The following is a 17,540-nucleotide window of genomic DNA, read 5'->3' on the forward strand; positions in this document are numbered from 1 at the left end:
ACGCCGCGCCAGCGCCGTAACGCTCCCCCCCTCAGCTCGCACGCCCCGAGGAGCGTAACGCTCCCGCGCTCACCTCAAACACGGGGCTCGCCAGCAGGGGGGACCGACCCCACCCCTGTCCAGGGCGGGCTGAGATGGATGCGGCCCGTGTACAGGGCTCGCCCCACGATCACCCCCGCCATTCCTCGCGGCCCGAGAGGGGCCAGGCGCCGCAGGTCCTCCTCTCCGGCCACTCCCCCCGCCACCCACAGCCGCCAGGGGCCACCCAGGAAGGGCTCCCACAGGGCCGGGTCGACTCCGGCCAGAGTGCCGTCGCGCTCCGTGTCGGTAACGATCAGGTCCCGCAGGCCGAGCGCGCCCCAGGTCCGGGCCAGGGCCACGACATCCAGGGCCACCGTCTTCCGCCAGGCATCCGTCGCCACCCGGCCCCCACGGAGATCCAGGCTGACCATGATCCGGCCCGGCCAGCGGGCAATGCACCTGTACACCAGCCCCGCATCCCCCACCGCGGCCGATCCCAGGATGGCCCAGCGCGCCCCTGCCCGGAGCGCCAGGGCCACATCCTCTTCGTTCCGGAGACCACCCCCCACCTGCACGGGGACGCCCACCGACCGCACCACCTCGGCCACCAGGTCGAGCTGGACCGGACGCCCGCGGGCGGCCCCGTCCAGATCCACCAGGTGCAGGCGCCGGGCTCCTGCCGCCACCCACCGCCGCGCCTCCGCCACGGCGTCCGACCCGTAAACGGTCGACCGGCCGAGGGACCCCCGGTACAGGCGCACCACCTTCCCGTCCTGCAGGTCCAGGGCGGGTACGATCATCATGTCCGTCGCGCCGCATGCGCATCCGGTCAGCATACGCACCGTCCTCCGAAGGCGGCCAGTACTCTCAGCCCCGCCGCCCCGGACTTCTCGGGGTGAAACTGCACGCCGTAAAGGGGAGGGATCTCCAGGGCGGCGAGCACGGGCACTCCGTATTCGGCCATCGCCGTCCGGGCTGAGTCCCCGTTCTGCAGAGACGGAGGGGCATCCACGTAGTAGGCGTGCGAGAAGTAGAACCACGTCCCCGGCTGGAGGTCGCAGAAGAGCTGAAGCGGGTCGCTCCAGTGCACCTGATTCCACCCCACATGGGGCACGGGACGGCCGGGAGGCAGGCGCCGCACGCGGGCAGCCACCAGGCCCAGGCCCGGGGCACCGCCCCCCTCCTCCCCCCAGGCGCACATGACCTGCATGCCCAGGCAGATGCCCAGAACCGGGCGGCCCCGGGCCAGAAACTCCCGTACCAGCACGGCGCCCCCGCCCGCCTGCAGACGGGCCAATGCCGCTGCAAACGCTCCCACTCCGGGGACGATCAGCCCGGCCAGGTCGTCCAGCTCGGCCGGGTCAGCACTCACCCGTACCGACAGCCCCACCGCCTGCAGGGCCCGGGCCACGCTGGCCAGGTTGCCCAGCCCCAGGTCGAGGATGCCAACAGTGCCTGCCGGCCCGTCAGGCGACGGGTTCACGATTCTCCCTCCCCGCACGCCAACACTGCCCTCCGCCGCCTGTCAGCGGTTGCTCTTCCCGGGCGGCTGACGGATTCTCTTCCCCAGACCCCGCCTGCTCGCGGGCGAGGACCCGCCGCAACTCGGCCACGAAAGCGCAATTCTCCCCGGGCAGCCCCACGCTCACCCGGAAGAAATCGCGCAACCGGGGCTCAGCCGCCCAGTAACGCACCCGCACGCCGCCAGCGGCCAGCGCCACCACCACCTCGCCTGCCAGGTGCCCGGCCTCGGGAAGCACTTCTACCAGCAGGAAGTTGGCCCGGCTCGGCCAGGGCCGCACCCCAGCCGTCCCCCCCAGGTCCAGGCGCAGTCGCTCCCGAGCCGCACAGATGGCCCGCACCCACCTCGCGCTCAGGGAGGCATGCTCGAGCGCGACCAGTGCCGCCGCCTGGGAAAAAGCATCTACGCTGTAAGGCTGCATCACCGCCCGGAGAAGGGCGAGGGTGTCGGGGTGGGCCAGGGCATATCCCACCCGCAGCCCCGCCAGCGCGAAGGCCTTGGACATGGTGCGCAGCACCACCAGCCGGGGGTAGCAACCGACCAGATCAGTCACCGTTTCCCCGCAGAACTCGTGGTAAGCTTCGTCCACGGCCACCCAGGCGCCCGCATCCAGGGCCGCCGGAATCAGGTCGCGCGGGAAAAGGTTCCCGGTGGGGTTGTTAGGACGGCACAGCACCACCAGGGTCTCGCCCTCCCGCCCCAGAGTTCTCAGCAACTCGTGGCGGGGCAGGGAGAAATCAGGGCCCAGGGGCAGCAGTGAGACCGGGGCACCCAGCGCCTCGCCCACCTGGCGGTAGAAGGCGAAGGAAGGCCAGGGCAACAGCACCCGCCGCACCCGCCGTCCCAGCGACGAGAGCAGGGCGATGATCAGCTCATCCGAGCCGTTGCCCGGCAGGACCCACTCCTCGGGAACCCCAGCGTACGCACCCAGGGCCCGACACAGCCGCACCCTGTCGCGGGGATATCGCTCTGGGCCCCGGGACAGGAAGGACTCCCAGGCCAGCGCCAGCACGCGTTCCGGCCAGGAATAGGGGTTCTCGTTGGCGTCCAGCCACAGGTCTCCGGGCGGCGACAGGGCCCCCTCACGCTGAGCGCGCACCCGACCCCCTTCAGGACACGGGGAGGTGGCAGCCTGCTCGGGGCGCCGGCCTGGGAGGCCCGGCTCAGGGCGCAGGGAGGACATGGTGCACTTCCTTTCGTCCGGAGCAAACCCGCGCCAGCCGGTCGCACAGGGCCTGTACGGCTGCTGCCTTCCACCGGAAGCTCACGATGTTGACCACCAGGCGGGCGGTGATCTCCCCGATCACTTCGTACTCCACCAGGTGGTTATCCTGCAGAGTGCGACCCGTGGCCACCAGGTCAACGATCACATCGGCCAGCCCCACCTGGGGAGCCAGTTCCACCGCACCGCTGAGCTGGATCACGTATGGGGAATAGCCCCGCCGGGCGAAATACTCGCGCGTGGCCCGCGGGTAACGGGTGGCAACCCGCAGCTCGTTTCCCAGCGCGGTCAGCATCTCCGGCCACCCGCATGCGCCGGGGGACGGCCCGGCCACACTGAGACGGCAGGCCCCGATGCCGAGGTCCAGGACCTCGTACACCCCGGCGCTGTCCTCCAGGAGTACGTCCTTCCCCACCAGCCCCACATCGGCGACCCCCTCCCGCACGCAGGTCACCACGTCGTGGGGACGGACCAGGAGATACCGCCATCCTCCCTCCGTGGTCCACACCAGGCGCCTGCTGTCGCAGAGCAGGCCTACTCCCTCGAGCCCGGCCCGTTCCAGCAGATCCCGGGCCTCGGGAAACACGCGTCCCTTCAACAGGGCGACGGTGAGTGCCCCATCGTCTGTCAACGTCTCCATCACCCTCAGTGAATGGCGGAAACCCGCACTCGATCCCGCAGGGCACCGGCCAGGGGCCCCGCCGCCATCATGGCTCCCAGGTCAAAGGCAAACCCGGCTGCGGGCTCCGGGCTCAACGTCCCGTCGTATCGGCCCCCTCCCCCAACGGGCTGGGCCAGGCCGGGGAGGGAGATCTCGAATACCATGCCCGTGTAATAGGCCCTGTCCCGCACCAGGCCCAGGTCCACCAGCACGTTTCCTTCCCGGGGGCAGGCCTCCAGCAGTAGGCGCAAGTCCTCCCCGCGCGCACCGGCGCCTGCCAGGTCTCCCAGAGAAGGCAGCACCTCCCCCAGCAGGTCGTCGGGAGTGCCCCTCCAGGTCAGGACCCGCGCCAGGGCATCGGCCTCGCGGGCGGGCAACCGGGACGCCGCCAGGCTACGCAGCCTCACGTAGTCCCGGGCCTGCAGGGCTGCCAGGATCCGGTCGCGTCCCTCTTCGCACAGGCCGGCCCTGTCCAGGAAGTCCCTCAGGAACCCCACGTGCCCCACTGCCAGCTGGAACTCCTCCAGACCGAGGGCACACAGGGCGGCCGTTGCCAGGGACAGGACGGCGGCATCTTCATGCGCTCCCCGCACTCCCACCGCCTCGGCACCCGCCTGTACCAGGGCCACCGGGCCGCGCTGTCCGGGCAGGCGCCTGTACACCTCTGCCACATAGAAGACCCGCCGCGGGCGTGGCCCGTCGGGGTCGCGCTGCCACAGCAGCCCGGCCAGGCCCGGCGTCACGTCGGTCCGCAAGGCCCACACTCTGCCCTCATGATCAAGGAAACGGTAGGCGGTGTCCCCGCCGGGCGCAGGAGCAGATCCCGGCCCGGGGGGCAGGAGGCCAGCTTCCACTTCCTCCACCGCAGGGACACTGACCTCGCGGTAACCCCGCTCCAGGAACACTTCCCGCAGAGCACTTTCGGCAGCACGCAGGCACGCCACCCTGTCCAGCCAGGCGTCCAGCCCGCCCTCTCCGAGGAGAATGCCTGCCGCTCCGTTTCCACCCGCCACAGTCCTCCGTCCTCTCCTCCGCTTTATCTCTTTATCACGTTAAACCATGGCAGTAATGTACGACATTCCTCGCCTCCTGTCAAGCCCCGAAGAGGCCCCGGAGGAGGCTACCTTACAAGAGACGCGCGCGGGCATGCGGCATGCCCGCGCGGTATGCCTTTGCCGGGGGAAACGGTATAATGTAACGCGGAGCACAGGAAGCAGGGTGAGAGTCAGAGTCCATGGTGGAACCGGCCGTGAGGGCTCGCGAGCGAGAGCGGTTGCTGGAATCCGTTGAGAAGCCTGCCCGTTACCTGGGCACGGAGTGGGGCGCCGTCCACAAAGACCACGACCGGGTGGAAATCCTTTTCGCTCTGGCCTTTCCCGATGCTTACGAGGTGGGCATGTCCCACCTGGGCTCCAAAATCCTCTATCACCTGCTCAACGAGCGGGAAGACACCGCCGGCGAGCGGGTCTACGCCCCCTGGGTGGACATGGAAGGCCGCATGCGGGAGAAGGGTATCCCCCTGTTCGCCCTGGAGAGCTGGCGACCGGTGAGGGAGTTCGACTTCCTGGGGTTCTCCCTCCAGTACGAGCTCAACTACACCAACGTCCTCAACATGCTGGACCTGGCCGGCATACCCCTGCGGCCGGGGGAGCGGAGCGACCGTGGTCCCCTGGTGATCGCGGGGGGGCCGTGCGCCTTCAACGCCGAGGCACTGGCCGGCTTCTTCGACTTCATGGTGCTGGGGGAGGGCGAGGAGGTCCTGGGGGAGATCCTCGATCTCTACCGGGACTGGAAGAGGGCGGGGAAGCCGGGGGGCAGGGAGGAGTTCCTGCACCGGGCGGTACACATCCCTGGAGTGTACGTCCCCTCCTTTTATGACCTCCGGTACCTCCCCGACGGCCGGGTAGGTGCGGTCACGGCCCGCGAAGGGGCACCGCCCCGGGTGAAGAAGCGGGTGCTATCCTCGCTGGATGCGGTCGCCTATCCCGTGACGCCCCCGGTCCCGTACCTGGACGTCATCCACGACCGCATCATGGTGGAGGTGTTCCGGGGCTGCAGTCGGGGCTGTCGCTTCTGCCACGCGGGCATGATATACCGCCCCGTGCGCGAAAGGCCGGCCCAGGCCGTAGTGAGCCTGGCCGGACAGATGGTGCGTGCCACCGGTTACGACCAGATTTCCCTGGCTTCGCTGGCCTCGGCCGATTACTCCGCCATCGCTGGCGTGGTGCGGGAACTGAGCGAGCGCTTCGGTCCCCTGGGGATCGGGGTATCCCTGCCTTCCCTGCGCATGGACTCCTTCTCCGTGGACGTGGCCCGGCAGGCCGCCCGCGTGCACCGGGCGGGTCTGACCTTCGCCCCGGAAGCGGGCACCCAACGCCTGCGGGACGTCATCAACAAGAACCTGACGGACGGGGAAATCATGGCGGCCGTCGATGCAGCGGTGGAAGCGGGCTGGGATAGTCTGAAGCTCTATTTTATGGTAGGATTGCCCACGGAGGACGAAGAGGACCTGGAAGGGATTGCCGGCCTGGTGGAGGCCATTTCCCGCCGGCGCGAAAGGGGGCAGCGGTTGCGACTCAGCGTCAGCGTTTCACCTTTTGTCCCCAAGGCGCATACTCCTTTTCAGTGGGAGACCCAGGACAGCGTACAGGTGTTGGAAGAGAAATTCCGCAGCCTGCGTCGCCGCCTGCGTATCCCGGGGGTCAATCTGTCCTGGCACGATCCCCACATGAGTCTGATAGAAGCCGTGTTCTCGCGGGGGGACAGGCGCCTGGGCCGGGTGCTGCAAGAGGCGTGGCAGTCGGGTTGCCGGTTTGACTCGTGGACGGAGTTCTGGGACTTCGGGCGCTGGCAGGAGGCCTTCCGGTCGGAAGGACTGGATCCCGGGTTCTACGCGCATCGGCTGCGGGATCGGGATGAGGTTTTCCCTTGGGATCACCTGGATGCGGGCGTGGACAGGGAGTTCCTCTGGGAAGAAAGGGAAAGGGCCCGCCGGGGGGAGACTACTCCCGACTGCCGGTGGGATACCTGTCCCGGTTGTGGAGTGTGCCCGGAGCTCGGGGTCGGGGTTGCTCTGGAGGGGGAGACACGGGCGTGACCAGGCAGGTGCTGCGCCTGCGGCTGGAGAAGTCCGGGGATGCCCGCTTCATATCCCACCTGGATTTCATGCGTACCCTGGCCCATGCCTTCGTGCGGGCCGGGATCCCGGTGTCCCTCACCCAGGGCTTCCACCCGCATCCCCGTTTCTCTCTGGCCCTGGCCCTGCCCCTGGGAGCGTCCAGCGAGGCCGAGTACGCCGACGTGGAGCTGGAGCACAGCGTGGACGCCATGGACGCGGCCCGGCAACTCAACCGGGCTCTCCCGCCCGGAATCAGGGTGAAACAGGTTCAGGAGATCCCCGTGGGCACGCCCCCCCTGCAGTCGCAGGTGACAGCCGCCAGATGGCTGTTAGAACTGGAGCTGGTGGAGCCACAGGTCGACTCCGGCCCGCCCGGGGAAGGGCGGGCTCCCCTGGCGGGCCCCCCGGGAGTACCAACGGTAGAAGAGGCCCTTTCCCGCCTGCTCCTGCAGACCCATCTCCCCCTGGTCCGGGAAAGAGGGGGCAAAGTCCGTACGCTGGACGCACGCCCTCTCATCCTGGCGGCCCGGCTCCGGGGTGGCTGTGACGAGAGGGCGCGCGAGCAGGCGGCGCAGGTTGAGGCGGTCCTGGCAGCAGGTGCCACCTCCCTGCGGGCAGCCGAGTTCGCCCGCCTGCTGGCGGAGACCGGAGGATGGGAATTGGGGCACCTCCGGGTGCACCTCCTGCAGCTTTACGCGCGCCGGGACGGCGCCCTCGTTGATCCGGCTCGTTTGGGTGAGGAGGCCTGGAGAGATTACCACCGGAACCGTAAGCTGAATTTTGAGGAGTGATTTGCTTGTCCAAACAAATAGTGGTTTCCTCCGACGCGGACGAGACCAGAGCGGCTGTCCTGGAGGATGGCAAGGTCGTGGAGCTATACGTGGAACGGCCCCTGGTCCACCGGGCGGCAGGCAACATCTACCTGGGCCGGGTGGAGAACGTTCTTCCCGGTATGCAGGCCGCCTTCGTCAACATCGGCCTGGAGCGAAACGCCTTCCTGTATGTAGACGACGCCGACGCCGTCATCGACGCCGAAGAGGGAGCTGGACGCCGCCGGGTCCGGCGTCCCCGCCGCCGTCCCGGCATCACGGAGCTGCTGCACGAGGGCCAGTCCATCGTGGTGCAGGTGGTCAAGGAGCCCCTCGGTACAAAGGGGGCGCGGGTGACCACCCACATCACCCTCCCGGGACGGTGCCTGGTGCTCATGCCTAACCTTGACTACGTGGGCGTCTCGCGCCGCATCGACGATGCCGCCGAACGGGAGCGCCTGCGCCGCATCGCCCGCACCATCAAGCCCGCCGGGGCCGGCATCATCGTGCGTACGGTGGCGGACGGCCAGGAAGAGAAAGACCTGGTGAGGGATCGCGACTTCCTGGTGCGGATCTGGGACCGCATCCGGGAACGGGCCCGGACGGCCGAGCCTCCCGCCCTGTTGCACCGCGACCTGGGGCTGGTGTTCCGGCTGGTACGGGACCAGTTCACCGAAGACGTGGATCGGCTCGTCGTGGACGACCGGGAACAGTACGAGCGCACCCTTGATTTGCTGGATGCCTATTCGCCCGAACTGAAACCCCGCGTGCACTTCCACCGGCGTAACGCCGGGTCCGCCTTCGAGGCGTACGACCTGGACCGGGAAATAGAGATGGCCCTGCGGCGCAAGGTCTGGCTGCCTTCCGGGGGATACCTGATCATCGATCAGACGGAAGCCTTTTGCATCATCGACGTGAACACGGGCAAGTACGTGGGGGAAACCAGTTCCCTGGAAGATACGGTCTTGCGCACGAATCTGGAGGCGGCGGTAGAGATAGCCAGGCAGCTCAGGCTGCGGGACATCGGCGGGATCATCGTCATCGACTTCATCGATATGGAAAAGGCCTCTCACCGCCAGAAGGTCCTGGCCGCGCTGGAGGAAGCCCTGCGCAGGGACCGCACCCGCACCACGGTGCTGGGGTTCACCCAGCTGGGCCTGGTGGAGATGACCCGCAAGAAGGTGCGGCCCGGGCTGGAAGCTCAACTGCAACGACCCTGCCCGTACTGTGAGGGGACCGGGCGCGTCCTGAGCGAGGAGACCGTGGCCGCCCGCATCCGGCGCGAGATCAGACGCATCCTGCGTACCACCCAGGCTGAGGCCATCCTGGTGGAGGCCAACCCCCGGGTGGCGTCCCTCCTGATCGGCCCCGGGGGTTCCAACCTGCGCGAGCTCGAGCGTGCCACGGGCAAGTCGGTTTTCGTGCGGGGTTCGGCAGAGCTTCACCTGGAGGCTATGAACCTCAAGGCGGTGGGCACGCGGCAGGAGGTGGAGGCCAAGGCCTGTCCCGTGCATGAGGGAGAAATCCTCGCGGTCCAGATCGAGGAGCCCCATGTCACCAACCCGTGGGACGGCATTGCCCGCATCGAGGGCTACGTCATCGACGTGGAGGGGGCAGGCACCCGGGTGGGGGAGCGGGTGCGGGTGGAGATCACCAAAGCTTTCCGCACCTTTGCTCGCGCCCGCATGCTGGATGCTCCCGTGGCAGAGGCCGACGTGCACAGGGTCCCTGAGCCCGCACCCTGATAGGCAGTACAGAGCGGATCTGCGGGGGGACGTTCGCGATGGAATACCAAAGCCGCCTGAAGGACACCGCCCTGGACTTCCTGTTTGAGGGAGTCCTCCGCCTGCACACCCGGGAAGAGTGCTACCGTTTTTTCGAGGACCTGTGCACGGTGGGAGAGTTGCACGCCCTGGCCCAGCGTTTTCAGGTGGCGGCCCTCCTGCACAAAGGCGCCACCTACGAGCAGGTCGAGAGACTCACGGGGATGAGCTCCGCCACCATCGCCCGCATCAACCGGTTCCTGCGCTATGGTGCGGACGGTTACCGCCTGGTGCTCTCTCGCCTGGAGGCCGAAGGCATGGCCACTCCCATCGACACGCCCATCGCCCCATCCTGACGGCACCGGGTCCTGCAGCGTTCGCTGCAACTCCTGCGCGCCTGTGACCGGGGGTCGCGGGTGGTCAGACGTTCCCGTCCAGGATGTCCTTCAGAGTGGCTGAAGGGCGGGCCTTCAGACCGTGCCAGACCTGCTCTTCAGTGACCCAACCCAGGGGCTGCCCTCGTTCCAGCACCAGCACCACGTGGTAGCGGTGGGGAAGGAACTGGCGCACCGCGTCCAGCAGCCTGGTCTCGGCGGTAGCCACCAGGCCTGCGGAAGGCATGAAGCCCTGCCAGCGCAGGCGGCGGTGCTTTTCCTCGAGTAGCTGCAGGAAACGGTACATGCCCCACTCCTCCTCCCGCCCCGCCGCCGACCACAACACCCAGGCCAGCGCCAGCACGGGGACCAGGAACTGCCCTTCCAGCATGGCCGCGGAAGCGATGGTCGCCAGAGCCACGCTCCCCCACCTGCCCAGGTGGATGAGCCGCCAGGTGGCGCGCCGCCACCCCAGGGACAGAGCCCACCGGGCCCGCAGCATCCGCCCTCCGTCCAGGGGCAGGAGAGGCATCAGGTTGAACACTCCCATTATGGCGTTGACCTCCAGGAACCAGGAGGCCAGATCGGGGTTGGACAGGTGGGGCGCCACCAGCCAGGCGGCTGCCACCAGGACGAGACTGTGGAGGGGACCGGCCGCGGCGACCATGAATTCCTCCCCCGGCTCCAGGGCGGGGACCAGGGGCGTAATGACGCTCCCGAAGGGCAACAGCTCAATGCGGGCCGGCCCCAGGCCCCGGCCGGCGAGCATGACCAGGTGGCCCAGTTCATGGAAGGCAACGCCGAGCAGAAAGACCAGGGTGTCGATGGCTCCCCGGCCCGTCCAGAGGAGAATTACGGCGAGAACAAAAAGGGGGTGGATTTCTACCGCCACCCCCTGAACGTGCAGGCGCAAAAACCTTGCCCCCTAGCGCGAGGTGCCGGGGAGATATGTCAGGGGATCGACCGGCTTGCCCTCAAGCCGCAACTCGAAATGCAGGTGGGGGCTGCGGGCGTTGCCCGTCTGACCCGCCTTGCCCACCTCCTCACCCGCCGCCACCTTCTGTTTCTCCTTCACCAGCACCTCAGACAGATGGGCGTATACCGTGCTGAGGCCACCCCCGTGGTCGATTTCCACCACCTTCCCGTAGGCGGGGCTGGTGCGTACCGCTTTCACCATGCCGGCCCCGGCTGCCAGCACCGGGGTACCCGCGGGGGCGGCGATGTCCAGGCCCTCGTGGAACTGGTCCTTGCCGGTGACGGGGTCCTTCCTCCACCCGAATCCGGAGGTAAGCTGGCCCTGTACCGGCCAGGCAAACGGGGACTGCTGCTCGGGAGGTGGTTTCTTGCCCCCCAGGATGGACCTCCAGGTCTCCACACTGAAGTAGCGGGCCATCACCTCACGCACCTGCCCCGACCGGTACCAGGCGACGGGGTCATAGTCCGCGTCCGCCACGTAGGCCACGGCCCGGCGCAGGTAAGCCGACTCCCCCAGTGGCAGCTGGTATGCCGCCACCAGCAGGGCGAACACGGCCAGAGATATGGCGGTTTGCCTGATCCAACCTGCCGGCCGCGCGCGCTCCACCTGGGGAGGGGAAAACCACTCCCGGGGCGGGCTCCACCTCTGCCGAATCCTCCTCCAGCGCCGACGCCAGGCCTTCAGCATGCGGGGGCACCTCCCTCCCTGTCCCATGTATATTGGCAGGCAACTGGCACTATGTACCTTCCCGGGCCGTGCCTAATCCGGCCCTGGTGAGGCAAAATATGGTGGGGGGATGGGGTGGATCCCGAGGTGCTCAGCAGGATGCTGGCCGAACTGGCGCGGGAACATGCCCCGGAGGCGACGTTCTCTCCGCCCCTGCAGGTGGGAGAGCACACCGTCATCTGTGCCTCGTCGGTGAGCTGCCTGGCGGGAAGCCGGGGCCCGAACATGGTCATGAGCCTGCGTTCCAGCCCGTGCGCCGTCATCGTCATCCGCCCGGGCCATTGCACCGTCCTCCCTCTGGGTGCCTCCGCAACCGTCGACCGGCTGCTGGAACTCGCTCCCCGCCTGCTCGCCCTCCTGGAGGGAGAGGCCCGCGACACCGCACCCGGTTCACCGGCTGAGCATGAAGGCACCCGTAGTGCAGGCGACCCCGCCGACGACGAGGCCCGGCCGCGGGCCGGGCCTCCTGCCACGATTTCCGATCAACCCGGATAACCTTACGCCGAACGCCCCAGCGGCTGCCACTTGTCGCCGTTCTCCGGCTCCTTGCCGGGGTTCAGGCGCTGGAACTTGGCCAGCAACTCCTCTTTGGTTTCCCGGTGGTCGGGGTCTTCCAGGCAGGCGTCAGTGGGACACACCGAGGCGCACTGCTGCTCGGCGTGCCACCCGTAGCACTCGGTGCACTTATCGGGGTCGATCAGGTACACATCGTCCCCCGGGCTGATGGCCGAGTTCGGGCAGACCGGCTCGCACGCCCCGCAGCTGACACAGTCGCTCGTGATCTTCAGTGCCATTCTCTCTCCTCCTTGCCCGCCCCGGGGCTACCTCACACCCCGGGCGATATTTGCCCCGCCCACGGCCTAGAAGCGAATCCCGTGCCTGCGGCCGTAGACGTTGAGCACCAACCCCAGACTCATCATGCAGGTGACCAGGCTGCTGCCTCCGTAACTCACGAAGGGCAGGGGGATACCGGTGATGGGCATGATCCCTACCGTCATCCCCACGTTCACCAGTACGTGGAAGGACAGCATGGACGCCACCCCGATGCAAATCAGGGCGCCCCGGTAGTCACCGGCCACACGGGCCACCCGCAGGATGCGGTACATAAGATAACAATACAACCCCAGCACCGCGATTCCTCCTGCAAACCCCAGTTCCTCTCCGATGACGGAAAAAACGAAGTCAGTGTGCCGGTTGGGGAGAAAGTTGAGCTGGTTCTGGGTGCCATAGAAGAGATGTTTGCCCCAGAACTCGCCGGAACCGATGGCGATCTTGGACTGGAGCAGGTGGTATCCCGCCCCCAGGGGATCGCGGCCGGGCTGCAGGAACACCAGCAGGCGGTTCAGCTGGTAGTCCCGCAGGGGAAGGGGTACGCCCCAGTTGAGATGGGCCCAGATGGCGGCCACGACCAGGGACAGTCCCGCCCCCACCACTGCCACCAGGCGCCCCCCGGGTACGCCCGCGGCGTAAAGCATGCCCAGGAGCACCGCTCCCAGCACCAGGGAAGTGCCCAGGTCGGGTTGCACCAGGATCAGGAGCAGGGGCAGGGTCACATGGGCCACATAGGGCGCGGCCTCGCGCAGGCCCCGGAGGGGGACTTCGCGCCGGCCCAGGTGAGCCGCCAGGGTGATGACGATGATGAGCTTGGCCAGCTCGGAAGGCTGGAAGTCGAAAGGCCCCAGGGGTATCCAGCGCTGGGCACCCTGAGCCTGCCGGCCCACCACCAGCACCGCCGCCAGCAGGACCAGATTGAGCACGTAAAGTGGCCCGGCCCAGCCCACGATGACCCGGTAATCGATGATCCTGGCCACCACGGCTGCCCCAACAGCCACCACCAACCACAGGAGTTGGCGGCGGACGAAGAAGAACCGGTCACCGGGGTTCATGCTGTATGAAGCGCTGGCGATGGCGGCCAGAGAGAAGGCCACCAATCCGGCCGTGGCCAGCACGATGCCCGGTTCCAGATCCCGCAGCCATGGACGGGGCCGGGAAACCTTCGCCGTCATAGGGACGCCCCCGCTCGCCGCACCGCCCTGATGGGGATGCTGGCAGCCAGGACTGCCTGCCGCTCACCGGAGACGACCCGGATCTCGATGCCCGCGCGATCAACCTCCAGGTACCGGGAAATGGCCGTCACCATCTCCTCCTTCAGCGCCTGCAGAAGATCGGGAGAGCAGCCCGCCCGGTCGTGCACCAGGATCAGGCGCAGCCGTTCTTTGGCCACCTCCCTGCTCGAGGAGGTGGCTGGCTGGCCCCGCCCCCTCCAGTTGAACACGCCCGCTCCCCCCTCTCCTCAACGCGTGCCCGCCCCAATGAGGCGCCGCAGCTTCAGGAACCAGCCGTCCGGCTCCCAGACATTGGGCAGAGATACGTTCTCGCCCAGGAGCCGGCGGCACACCAGCCGGAAGGCGTGACCCGCCCGGGAATGGGGCGCGAGGACGGCAGGCTCCCCCCGGTTGGTGGACACGATGATCTGCTCGTCTTCCGGGATGGCTCCCAGGACCTCGATGGCCAGGACCTCGATCATGTCATCGATGTTCATCATGTCTCCCCGGCGCACCATGTCCGCGCGCACCCGGTTGATGAGCAACAGAGGAGAGGCCATCTCCGTCGCCTCGAGCAGTCCGATCACGCGATCGGCGTCACGCACGGCCGCCACTTCCGGCGTGGTCACGATGACCGCCTTCTCCGCCGCCACCACCGCATTGCGAAACCCCTGCTCTATGCCGGCCGGCGAGTCCACCAGCACGTAATCGAATTCCCGTACCAGCTCCTGACAGAGGCTGCGCATCTGCTCCGGGCTCACTGCGGTCTTATCCTTGGTCTGAGCCGCGGGCAGGAGATACAGCCCTTCCACCCGTTTGTCCTTCACCAGAGCCTGCTTCAGACGGCAGTAACCCTCCGCCACGTCCACCAGGTCGTAGACGATCCGGTTTTCCAGCCCCATCACCACATCGAGATTGCGCAGGCCGATATCCGCGTCCACCATGGCCACCCGCTTGCCCAGGAGGGCCAGACCGGTCCCCAGGTTGGCGGTGGCTGTGGTCTTGCCTACCCCGCCCTTGCCGGACGTGATCACCCATATCTCGCCCATCACCATCCCCCCCGAGATAGGTCACTCCCCGGTTTACAGACCCTCCACCACTATCTCCGCATCCCGCACCCGGGCAAGCTCCGGCCGCACCCGCCCGCGGTCGCCCTCGGGTGCGCGCCGGATGAGGTCAGCTATGCGCAACTGGGTGGGGCACAGCCGCAGGGCCGCCACCACCGCGTTGCGTGAACCGTCCGCACCGGCATGGGCTACCCCCCGCAGGGCTCCCAGCACGATCACGTCTCCCGTGGCGACCACCTGAGCTCCGGGATTGACATCCCCCATGATGACCACGTTGCCGCGGTAGCGAATTACCTGCCCGGAGCGGAGGGGCCCCCTCCTGACCAGCGTACGCTCACCCGGCTCCCGCACCCGTCCCCTGGTGCGCGGCCCGGTTTCGCCCGCCGCCACCCGCGCCGCCGGGCGCTGGCCGGGCTGAACCGCCTCCGGGTCAACCGGGCCCGCAGGAACGGAGTGACGACGTCGGGGAGCTGGGGGTGAGCCGCGCGCCCCATGTACCACCCGCACCAGCCGATAGCTGCGGGCATTCAGGATGCGTTCCACTTCCACCAGCTCACGGGCACTCAGGACCAGGGGTCCGGTGTCGAGGATCACCTCCTCGCCCCCACCTTCTGCCAGGTCCTGGAGGACGGCCACCAGACGATCCCAGCCCCCTTCAAGGGGAATGCGGATGACCAGGCGACCGCCCACCTTGAGCAAGGCCAGGCCTTCCTCCATCAACGGCCCACTCCTCCGATTTGCTCTCAAGCGGGCCGCCCCCGGCACAATCGGAAGCGGTCCCTGTCGCCCTGCCTCCCGGGCAAGCTACCAATTCTTCGCAAGCTCGCCAATTCCTGCCGCCCCACACCCGGATCATCATTCTCCCGTGGTGATCGCGCTACCGGGAAGGCCAGGAGCCTCGAGGTGGAAATAGTCGGCCAAGATGTCACGGGCTACGCCCGCTGCTGCGGTACCGTGGCCACCCTGCTCGATCAGCACCGCCATCGCCAGCCGGGGCTGCTCATACGGTGCGTAGCACACGAACCAGGCGTGGTCGTCCCCGTGAGGGTTTTCCGCCGTGCCCGTCTTGCCCGCCACCGCCACGGGGAAACCGGCAAACACCCCTCCCGCAGTACCGCCCGGCAGGGTCACCGCCCGCATCCCTTCGCGCACCGCCCGCCACACCTCTTCCGGTAGCTCCACCCGTCCCTCCTCCTCGGGGGGAAACTCCTGCACGTTTCCCGCCGCATCTCTTACCTCGCGCACCAACCGGGGACGGTACCTCACCCCCCCGTTCGCGATGACGCTCGTGTAGACGGCCATCTGGAGGGGTGTGAAACTCTGGAACCCCTGGCCAATCCCGGCATCCATGTCTTCGGCCGGGTATTGCCAGCGAGGTGTATCGATCCAGGGGAAGAGCCGGCTGCCGTCACTCGCCCTTGCCTGGTACGCCCATTCTTTGTAGCCGGTGCTGGCGAGCACGCCCCCCGCCTCGCCCGGCAGTCCGATCTGGGTCTTCTGCCCCAACCCGAGGGCGGCAGCCCACCTGGCAATGCCATCCACCCCCACGCGCCGGGCCATCTCGTAGAAGTAGACGTCACAGGATCTGGCGATGGCCTGGCGGAGGTCGACAGGCCCGTGACCCGATCGCACCCAGCACCTCTTGGGCCGAGGCCAGCCCGCGGTCAGCGGGTGGTACCCCCGGCAAACCACCTTCTCCTCGGGGGTGACCTTGCCTTCCATCACGGCGGCAATGGCCGTGGCCATCTTGAAGGTAGAACCGGGGGCATACACACCCCCTATGGCCCGGTTCCAGAGGGGCCGGTCCGGTGAGGTCAGGTGAGCCCATTCCTCGGCGGTGAGCGGCCGGGTGAAAACGTTGGGGTCGAAACCGGGGTAGCTCACCAGGGCAAGCACCCCGCCCGTATTCACGTCCAGGGCCACCACCGCTCCTGCCCGCGCCCCGGGGTACTTCTCCTGCAGGCGCTCGATGGTGGCGGCCAGGGCCCTTTCCGCCGCCTGCTGTAACCCGAGGTCGATGGTGAGGACCACGTCCTTACCCGGCGCGGGGGCGGTGACCGGAGGTATGTCCCGCACGGGAAACCCCCGGTGGTTGACCTCCACCTGTCTGCCCCCGTCTCTTCCCCGCAGCGAATCCTCCAGGACTGCTTCCAGCCCGGCCCTCCCCACCATGTCACCCAGGCGGTAACCCTTTTGCGTGACGTCCTCGGGTCCCGCCTCGCGCAGGTAACCCAGGACGTGGGCGGCCGTCGTACCCAGGGGATAAGAGCGCCGGGGGCGGACCTCGATCACCACCCCGGGTAGCTCGTAGCTGTGCTCTTCCACGACGGACTGCTGCTCGGGCGTCAGGTCCTCCACGATGCGCACCGGCTGGTAGAGGCGGTACCCCTGGGCCTTCACCCGCGCCTGCACCTCCGTGGGATCCAGGCCCAGCAGCTCGCCCAGCCGGGCGGCGCTCTCACGCACCTCATCCCAGCCCAGGAACACCAGGGAAAGCCCGAAGGCCGGGCGGTTGGTGGCCAGGGGTCTGCCGTTGCGATCGAAGATCTCCCCGCGGGGGGCAGGGATGTCCAGGATGCGGATGCGGTTACGATCAGCCAGGCGCCGGTAGGTTTCGGAAGCGGGACCCAGCTGCAAATAGGCCAGGGCGATGGCCAGGATCAGGAATACCCCCATTACCGCAAGGCTCAGCCGCCGGATGCGGCCCTCCCACCCCTCAGGCACCCGCCCTCACCCCGTGTGCGCGCTGCGCCCGCCGCACCCACCATCCCGGGAAGAAGACGGCCACCAGGCCGTTGTACAGGCTCGAGGGCAGGATCACCCGCGCCAGACCCACCCCCAGAGGCAGGGGAACACCCAGCGCCCGCCATACCGCCCAGCTGGTGAGTTCGGCCAGGACCGTTCCCCCCACCGCGGCCACCACCGGTACCAGGGGCTGATCACCGAAGAAGCGGGTGGCGGCCCGGGCGCTTACCAGGCCCACCAGGGTCAGGGCGAGGGCCCGCACGCCCAGATACTGTCCTACCATCGCGTCTTCCACCATGCCCGCAGCCGCTCCCAGCAGGCATCCGGCCAGGGTTCCCCGGGTAAGGGCATACCCGACCACGGCCAGCAGAAGGAGGTCCGGCTTCACCCCCAGCACGGCCAGGCGGGGAGCCATACCCGCCTGAATCACCGTGGCCAGAGCCAGCAGTCCCGCCGCGCCCAGCAACCTGCCCATCATGACCCCGGCCTCC

Annotated in this window: 19 protein-coding genes; 5 read left to right on the plus strand and 14 right to left on the minus strand. The window is 68.1% G+C overall.

The genetic code is table 11. From position 1 onward, the window contains the following. Positions 1-74: 74 nt before the first annotated feature. The 5 genes from QME70_05925 to QME70_05945 all read right to left on the minus strand — a co-directional run bounded on the left by QME70_05925 (position 75) and on the right by QME70_05945 (position 4,439). Complete coding sequence (locus QME70_05925) at positions 75-857, minus strand: HisA/HisF-related TIM barrel protein (GenBank protein ID MDI6894129.1); 783 nt, start codon at positions 855-857, stop codon at positions 75-77. Then, positions 851-1,504: an imidazole glycerol phosphate synthase subunit HisH gene (gene hisH, locus QME70_05930; protein ID MDI6894130.1), complete on the minus strand. Its 654-nt coding sequence runs from the start codon at positions 1,502-1,504 to the stop codon at positions 851-853. The genes QME70_05925 and hisH overlap by 7 nt, the downstream gene beginning before the upstream one ends. Beyond that, entirely contained in the window at positions 1,488-2,642 is a 1,155-nt protein-coding gene (locus QME70_05935) for a histidinol-phosphate transaminase (GenBank protein MDI6894131.1), read from the minus strand. The genes hisH and QME70_05935 overlap by 17 nt, the downstream gene beginning before the upstream one ends. Positions 2,643-2,706: 64 nt before the next feature. Continuing rightward, positions 2,707-3,405 (minus strand): ATP phosphoribosyltransferase, encoded by a 699-nt coding sequence (gene hisG, locus QME70_05940; protein MDI6894132.1) that lies wholly within the window; start codon positions 3,403-3,405, stop codon positions 2,707-2,709. A gap of 5 nt (positions 3,406-3,410) precedes the next feature. After that, entirely contained in the window at positions 3,411-4,439 is a 1,029-nt protein-coding gene (locus QME70_05945) for an ATP phosphoribosyltransferase regulatory subunit (protein MDI6894133.1), read from the minus strand. Between the two features lie 236 nt (positions 4,440-4,675). Here QME70_05945 and QME70_05950 point away from each other — a divergent pair, with 236 nt between their 5' ends. From QME70_05950 to QME70_05965, 4 genes are read left to right on the plus strand one after another with little or no spacing between them, the layout of a single operon-like run. Further along, complete coding sequence (locus QME70_05950) at positions 4,676-6,523, plus strand: TIGR03960 family B12-binding radical SAM protein (GenBank protein MDI6894134.1); 1,848 nt, start codon at positions 4,676-4,678, stop codon at positions 6,521-6,523. Continuing rightward, positions 6,520-7,335 (plus strand): TIGR03936 family radical SAM-associated protein, encoded by an 816-nt coding sequence (locus QME70_05955; protein MDI6894135.1) that lies wholly within the window; start codon positions 6,520-6,522, stop codon positions 7,333-7,335. The genes QME70_05950 and QME70_05955 overlap by 4 nt, the downstream gene beginning before the upstream one ends. 5 nt (positions 7,336-7,340) lie before the next feature. Then, the gene (locus tag QME70_05960; protein MDI6894136.1) at positions 7,341-9,098 is read left to right on the plus strand and encodes an Rne/Rng family ribonuclease; all 1,758 of its coding nucleotides are present in this window, start codon (positions 7,341-7,343) and stop codon (positions 9,096-9,098) included. A gap of 38 nt (positions 9,099-9,136) precedes the next feature. Next, positions 9,137-9,472, plus strand: a complete 336-nt coding sequence (locus QME70_05965) for a YerC/YecD family TrpR-related protein (protein MDI6894137.1) — start codon at positions 9,137-9,139, stop codon at positions 9,470-9,472. A gap of 64 nt (positions 9,473-9,536) precedes the next feature. Here the strand turns inward: QME70_05965 and QME70_05970 are convergent, their stop codons facing one another. Both QME70_05970 and QME70_05975 read right to left on the minus strand, forming a co-directional pair. After that, positions 9,537-10,403 (minus strand): hypothetical protein, encoded by an 867-nt coding sequence (locus QME70_05970; protein MDI6894138.1) that lies wholly within the window; start codon positions 10,401-10,403, stop codon positions 9,537-9,539. 12 nt (positions 10,404-10,415) lie between these two features. Continuing rightward, positions 10,416-11,153, minus strand: coding sequence for a M23 family metallopeptidase (locus QME70_05975; GenBank protein MDI6894139.1), 738 nt, complete (start codon positions 11,151-11,153; stop codon positions 10,416-10,418). Between the two features lie 126 nt (positions 11,154-11,279). On the opposite strand from QME70_05975, the gene QME70_05980 reads away from it, so the two are divergent. Next, a complete protein-coding gene (locus QME70_05980; protein MDI6894140.1) occupies positions 11,280-11,687 on the plus strand; it encodes a hypothetical protein in 408 nt (135 codons plus the stop codon). A gap of 2 nt (positions 11,688-11,689) precedes the next feature. On the opposite strand, the gene QME70_05985 is transcribed toward QME70_05980, so the two are convergent. The 7 genes from QME70_05985 to mreD form a co-directional block, all read right to left on the minus strand. Beyond that, complete coding sequence (locus tag QME70_05985; protein ID MDI6894141.1) at positions 11,690-11,986, minus strand: YfhL family 4Fe-4S dicluster ferredoxin; 297 nt, start codon at positions 11,984-11,986, stop codon at positions 11,690-11,692. Between the two features lie 66 nt (positions 11,987-12,052). After that, positions 12,053-13,198: a rod shape-determining protein RodA gene (gene rodA / locus QME70_05990; GenBank protein ID MDI6894142.1), complete on the minus strand. Its 1,146-nt coding sequence runs from the start codon at positions 13,196-13,198 to the stop codon at positions 12,053-12,055. After that, the gene (minE, locus tag QME70_05995; protein MDI6894143.1) at positions 13,195-13,467 is read right to left on the minus strand and encodes a cell division topological specificity factor MinE; all 273 of its coding nucleotides are present in this window, start codon (positions 13,465-13,467) and stop codon (positions 13,195-13,197) included. The genes rodA and minE overlap by 4 nt, the downstream gene beginning before the upstream one ends. 18 nt (positions 13,468-13,485) lie before the next feature. Next, entirely contained in the window at positions 13,486-14,286 is an 801-nt protein-coding gene (gene minD, locus QME70_06000; protein ID MDI6894144.1) for a septum site-determining protein MinD, read from the minus strand. A 33-nt stretch (positions 14,287-14,319) separates the two neighbouring features. Continuing rightward, a complete protein-coding gene (locus QME70_06005; GenBank protein ID MDI6894145.1) occupies positions 14,320-15,021 on the minus strand; it encodes a septum site-determining protein MinC in 702 nt (233 codons plus the stop codon). A gap of 138 nt (positions 15,022-15,159) precedes the next feature. Continuing rightward, positions 15,160-17,028, minus strand: coding sequence for a penicillin-binding protein 2 (gene mrdA / locus QME70_06010; protein ID MDI6894146.1), 1,869 nt, complete (start codon positions 17,026-17,028; stop codon positions 15,160-15,162). Next, a complete protein-coding gene (gene mreD, locus QME70_06015; GenBank protein ID MDI6894147.1) occupies positions 17,021-17,527 on the minus strand; it encodes a rod shape-determining protein MreD in 507 nt (168 codons plus the stop codon). Before mreD ends, mrdA begins: the two co-directional genes overlap by 8 nt. Positions 17,528-17,540: the final 13 nt, after the last annotated feature.

It is taken from the genome of Bacillota bacterium (assembly GCA_030019365.1).
Classification (GTDB): domain Bacteria; phylum Bacillota; class Sulfobacillia; order JACIYH01; family JACIYH01; genus JACIYH01.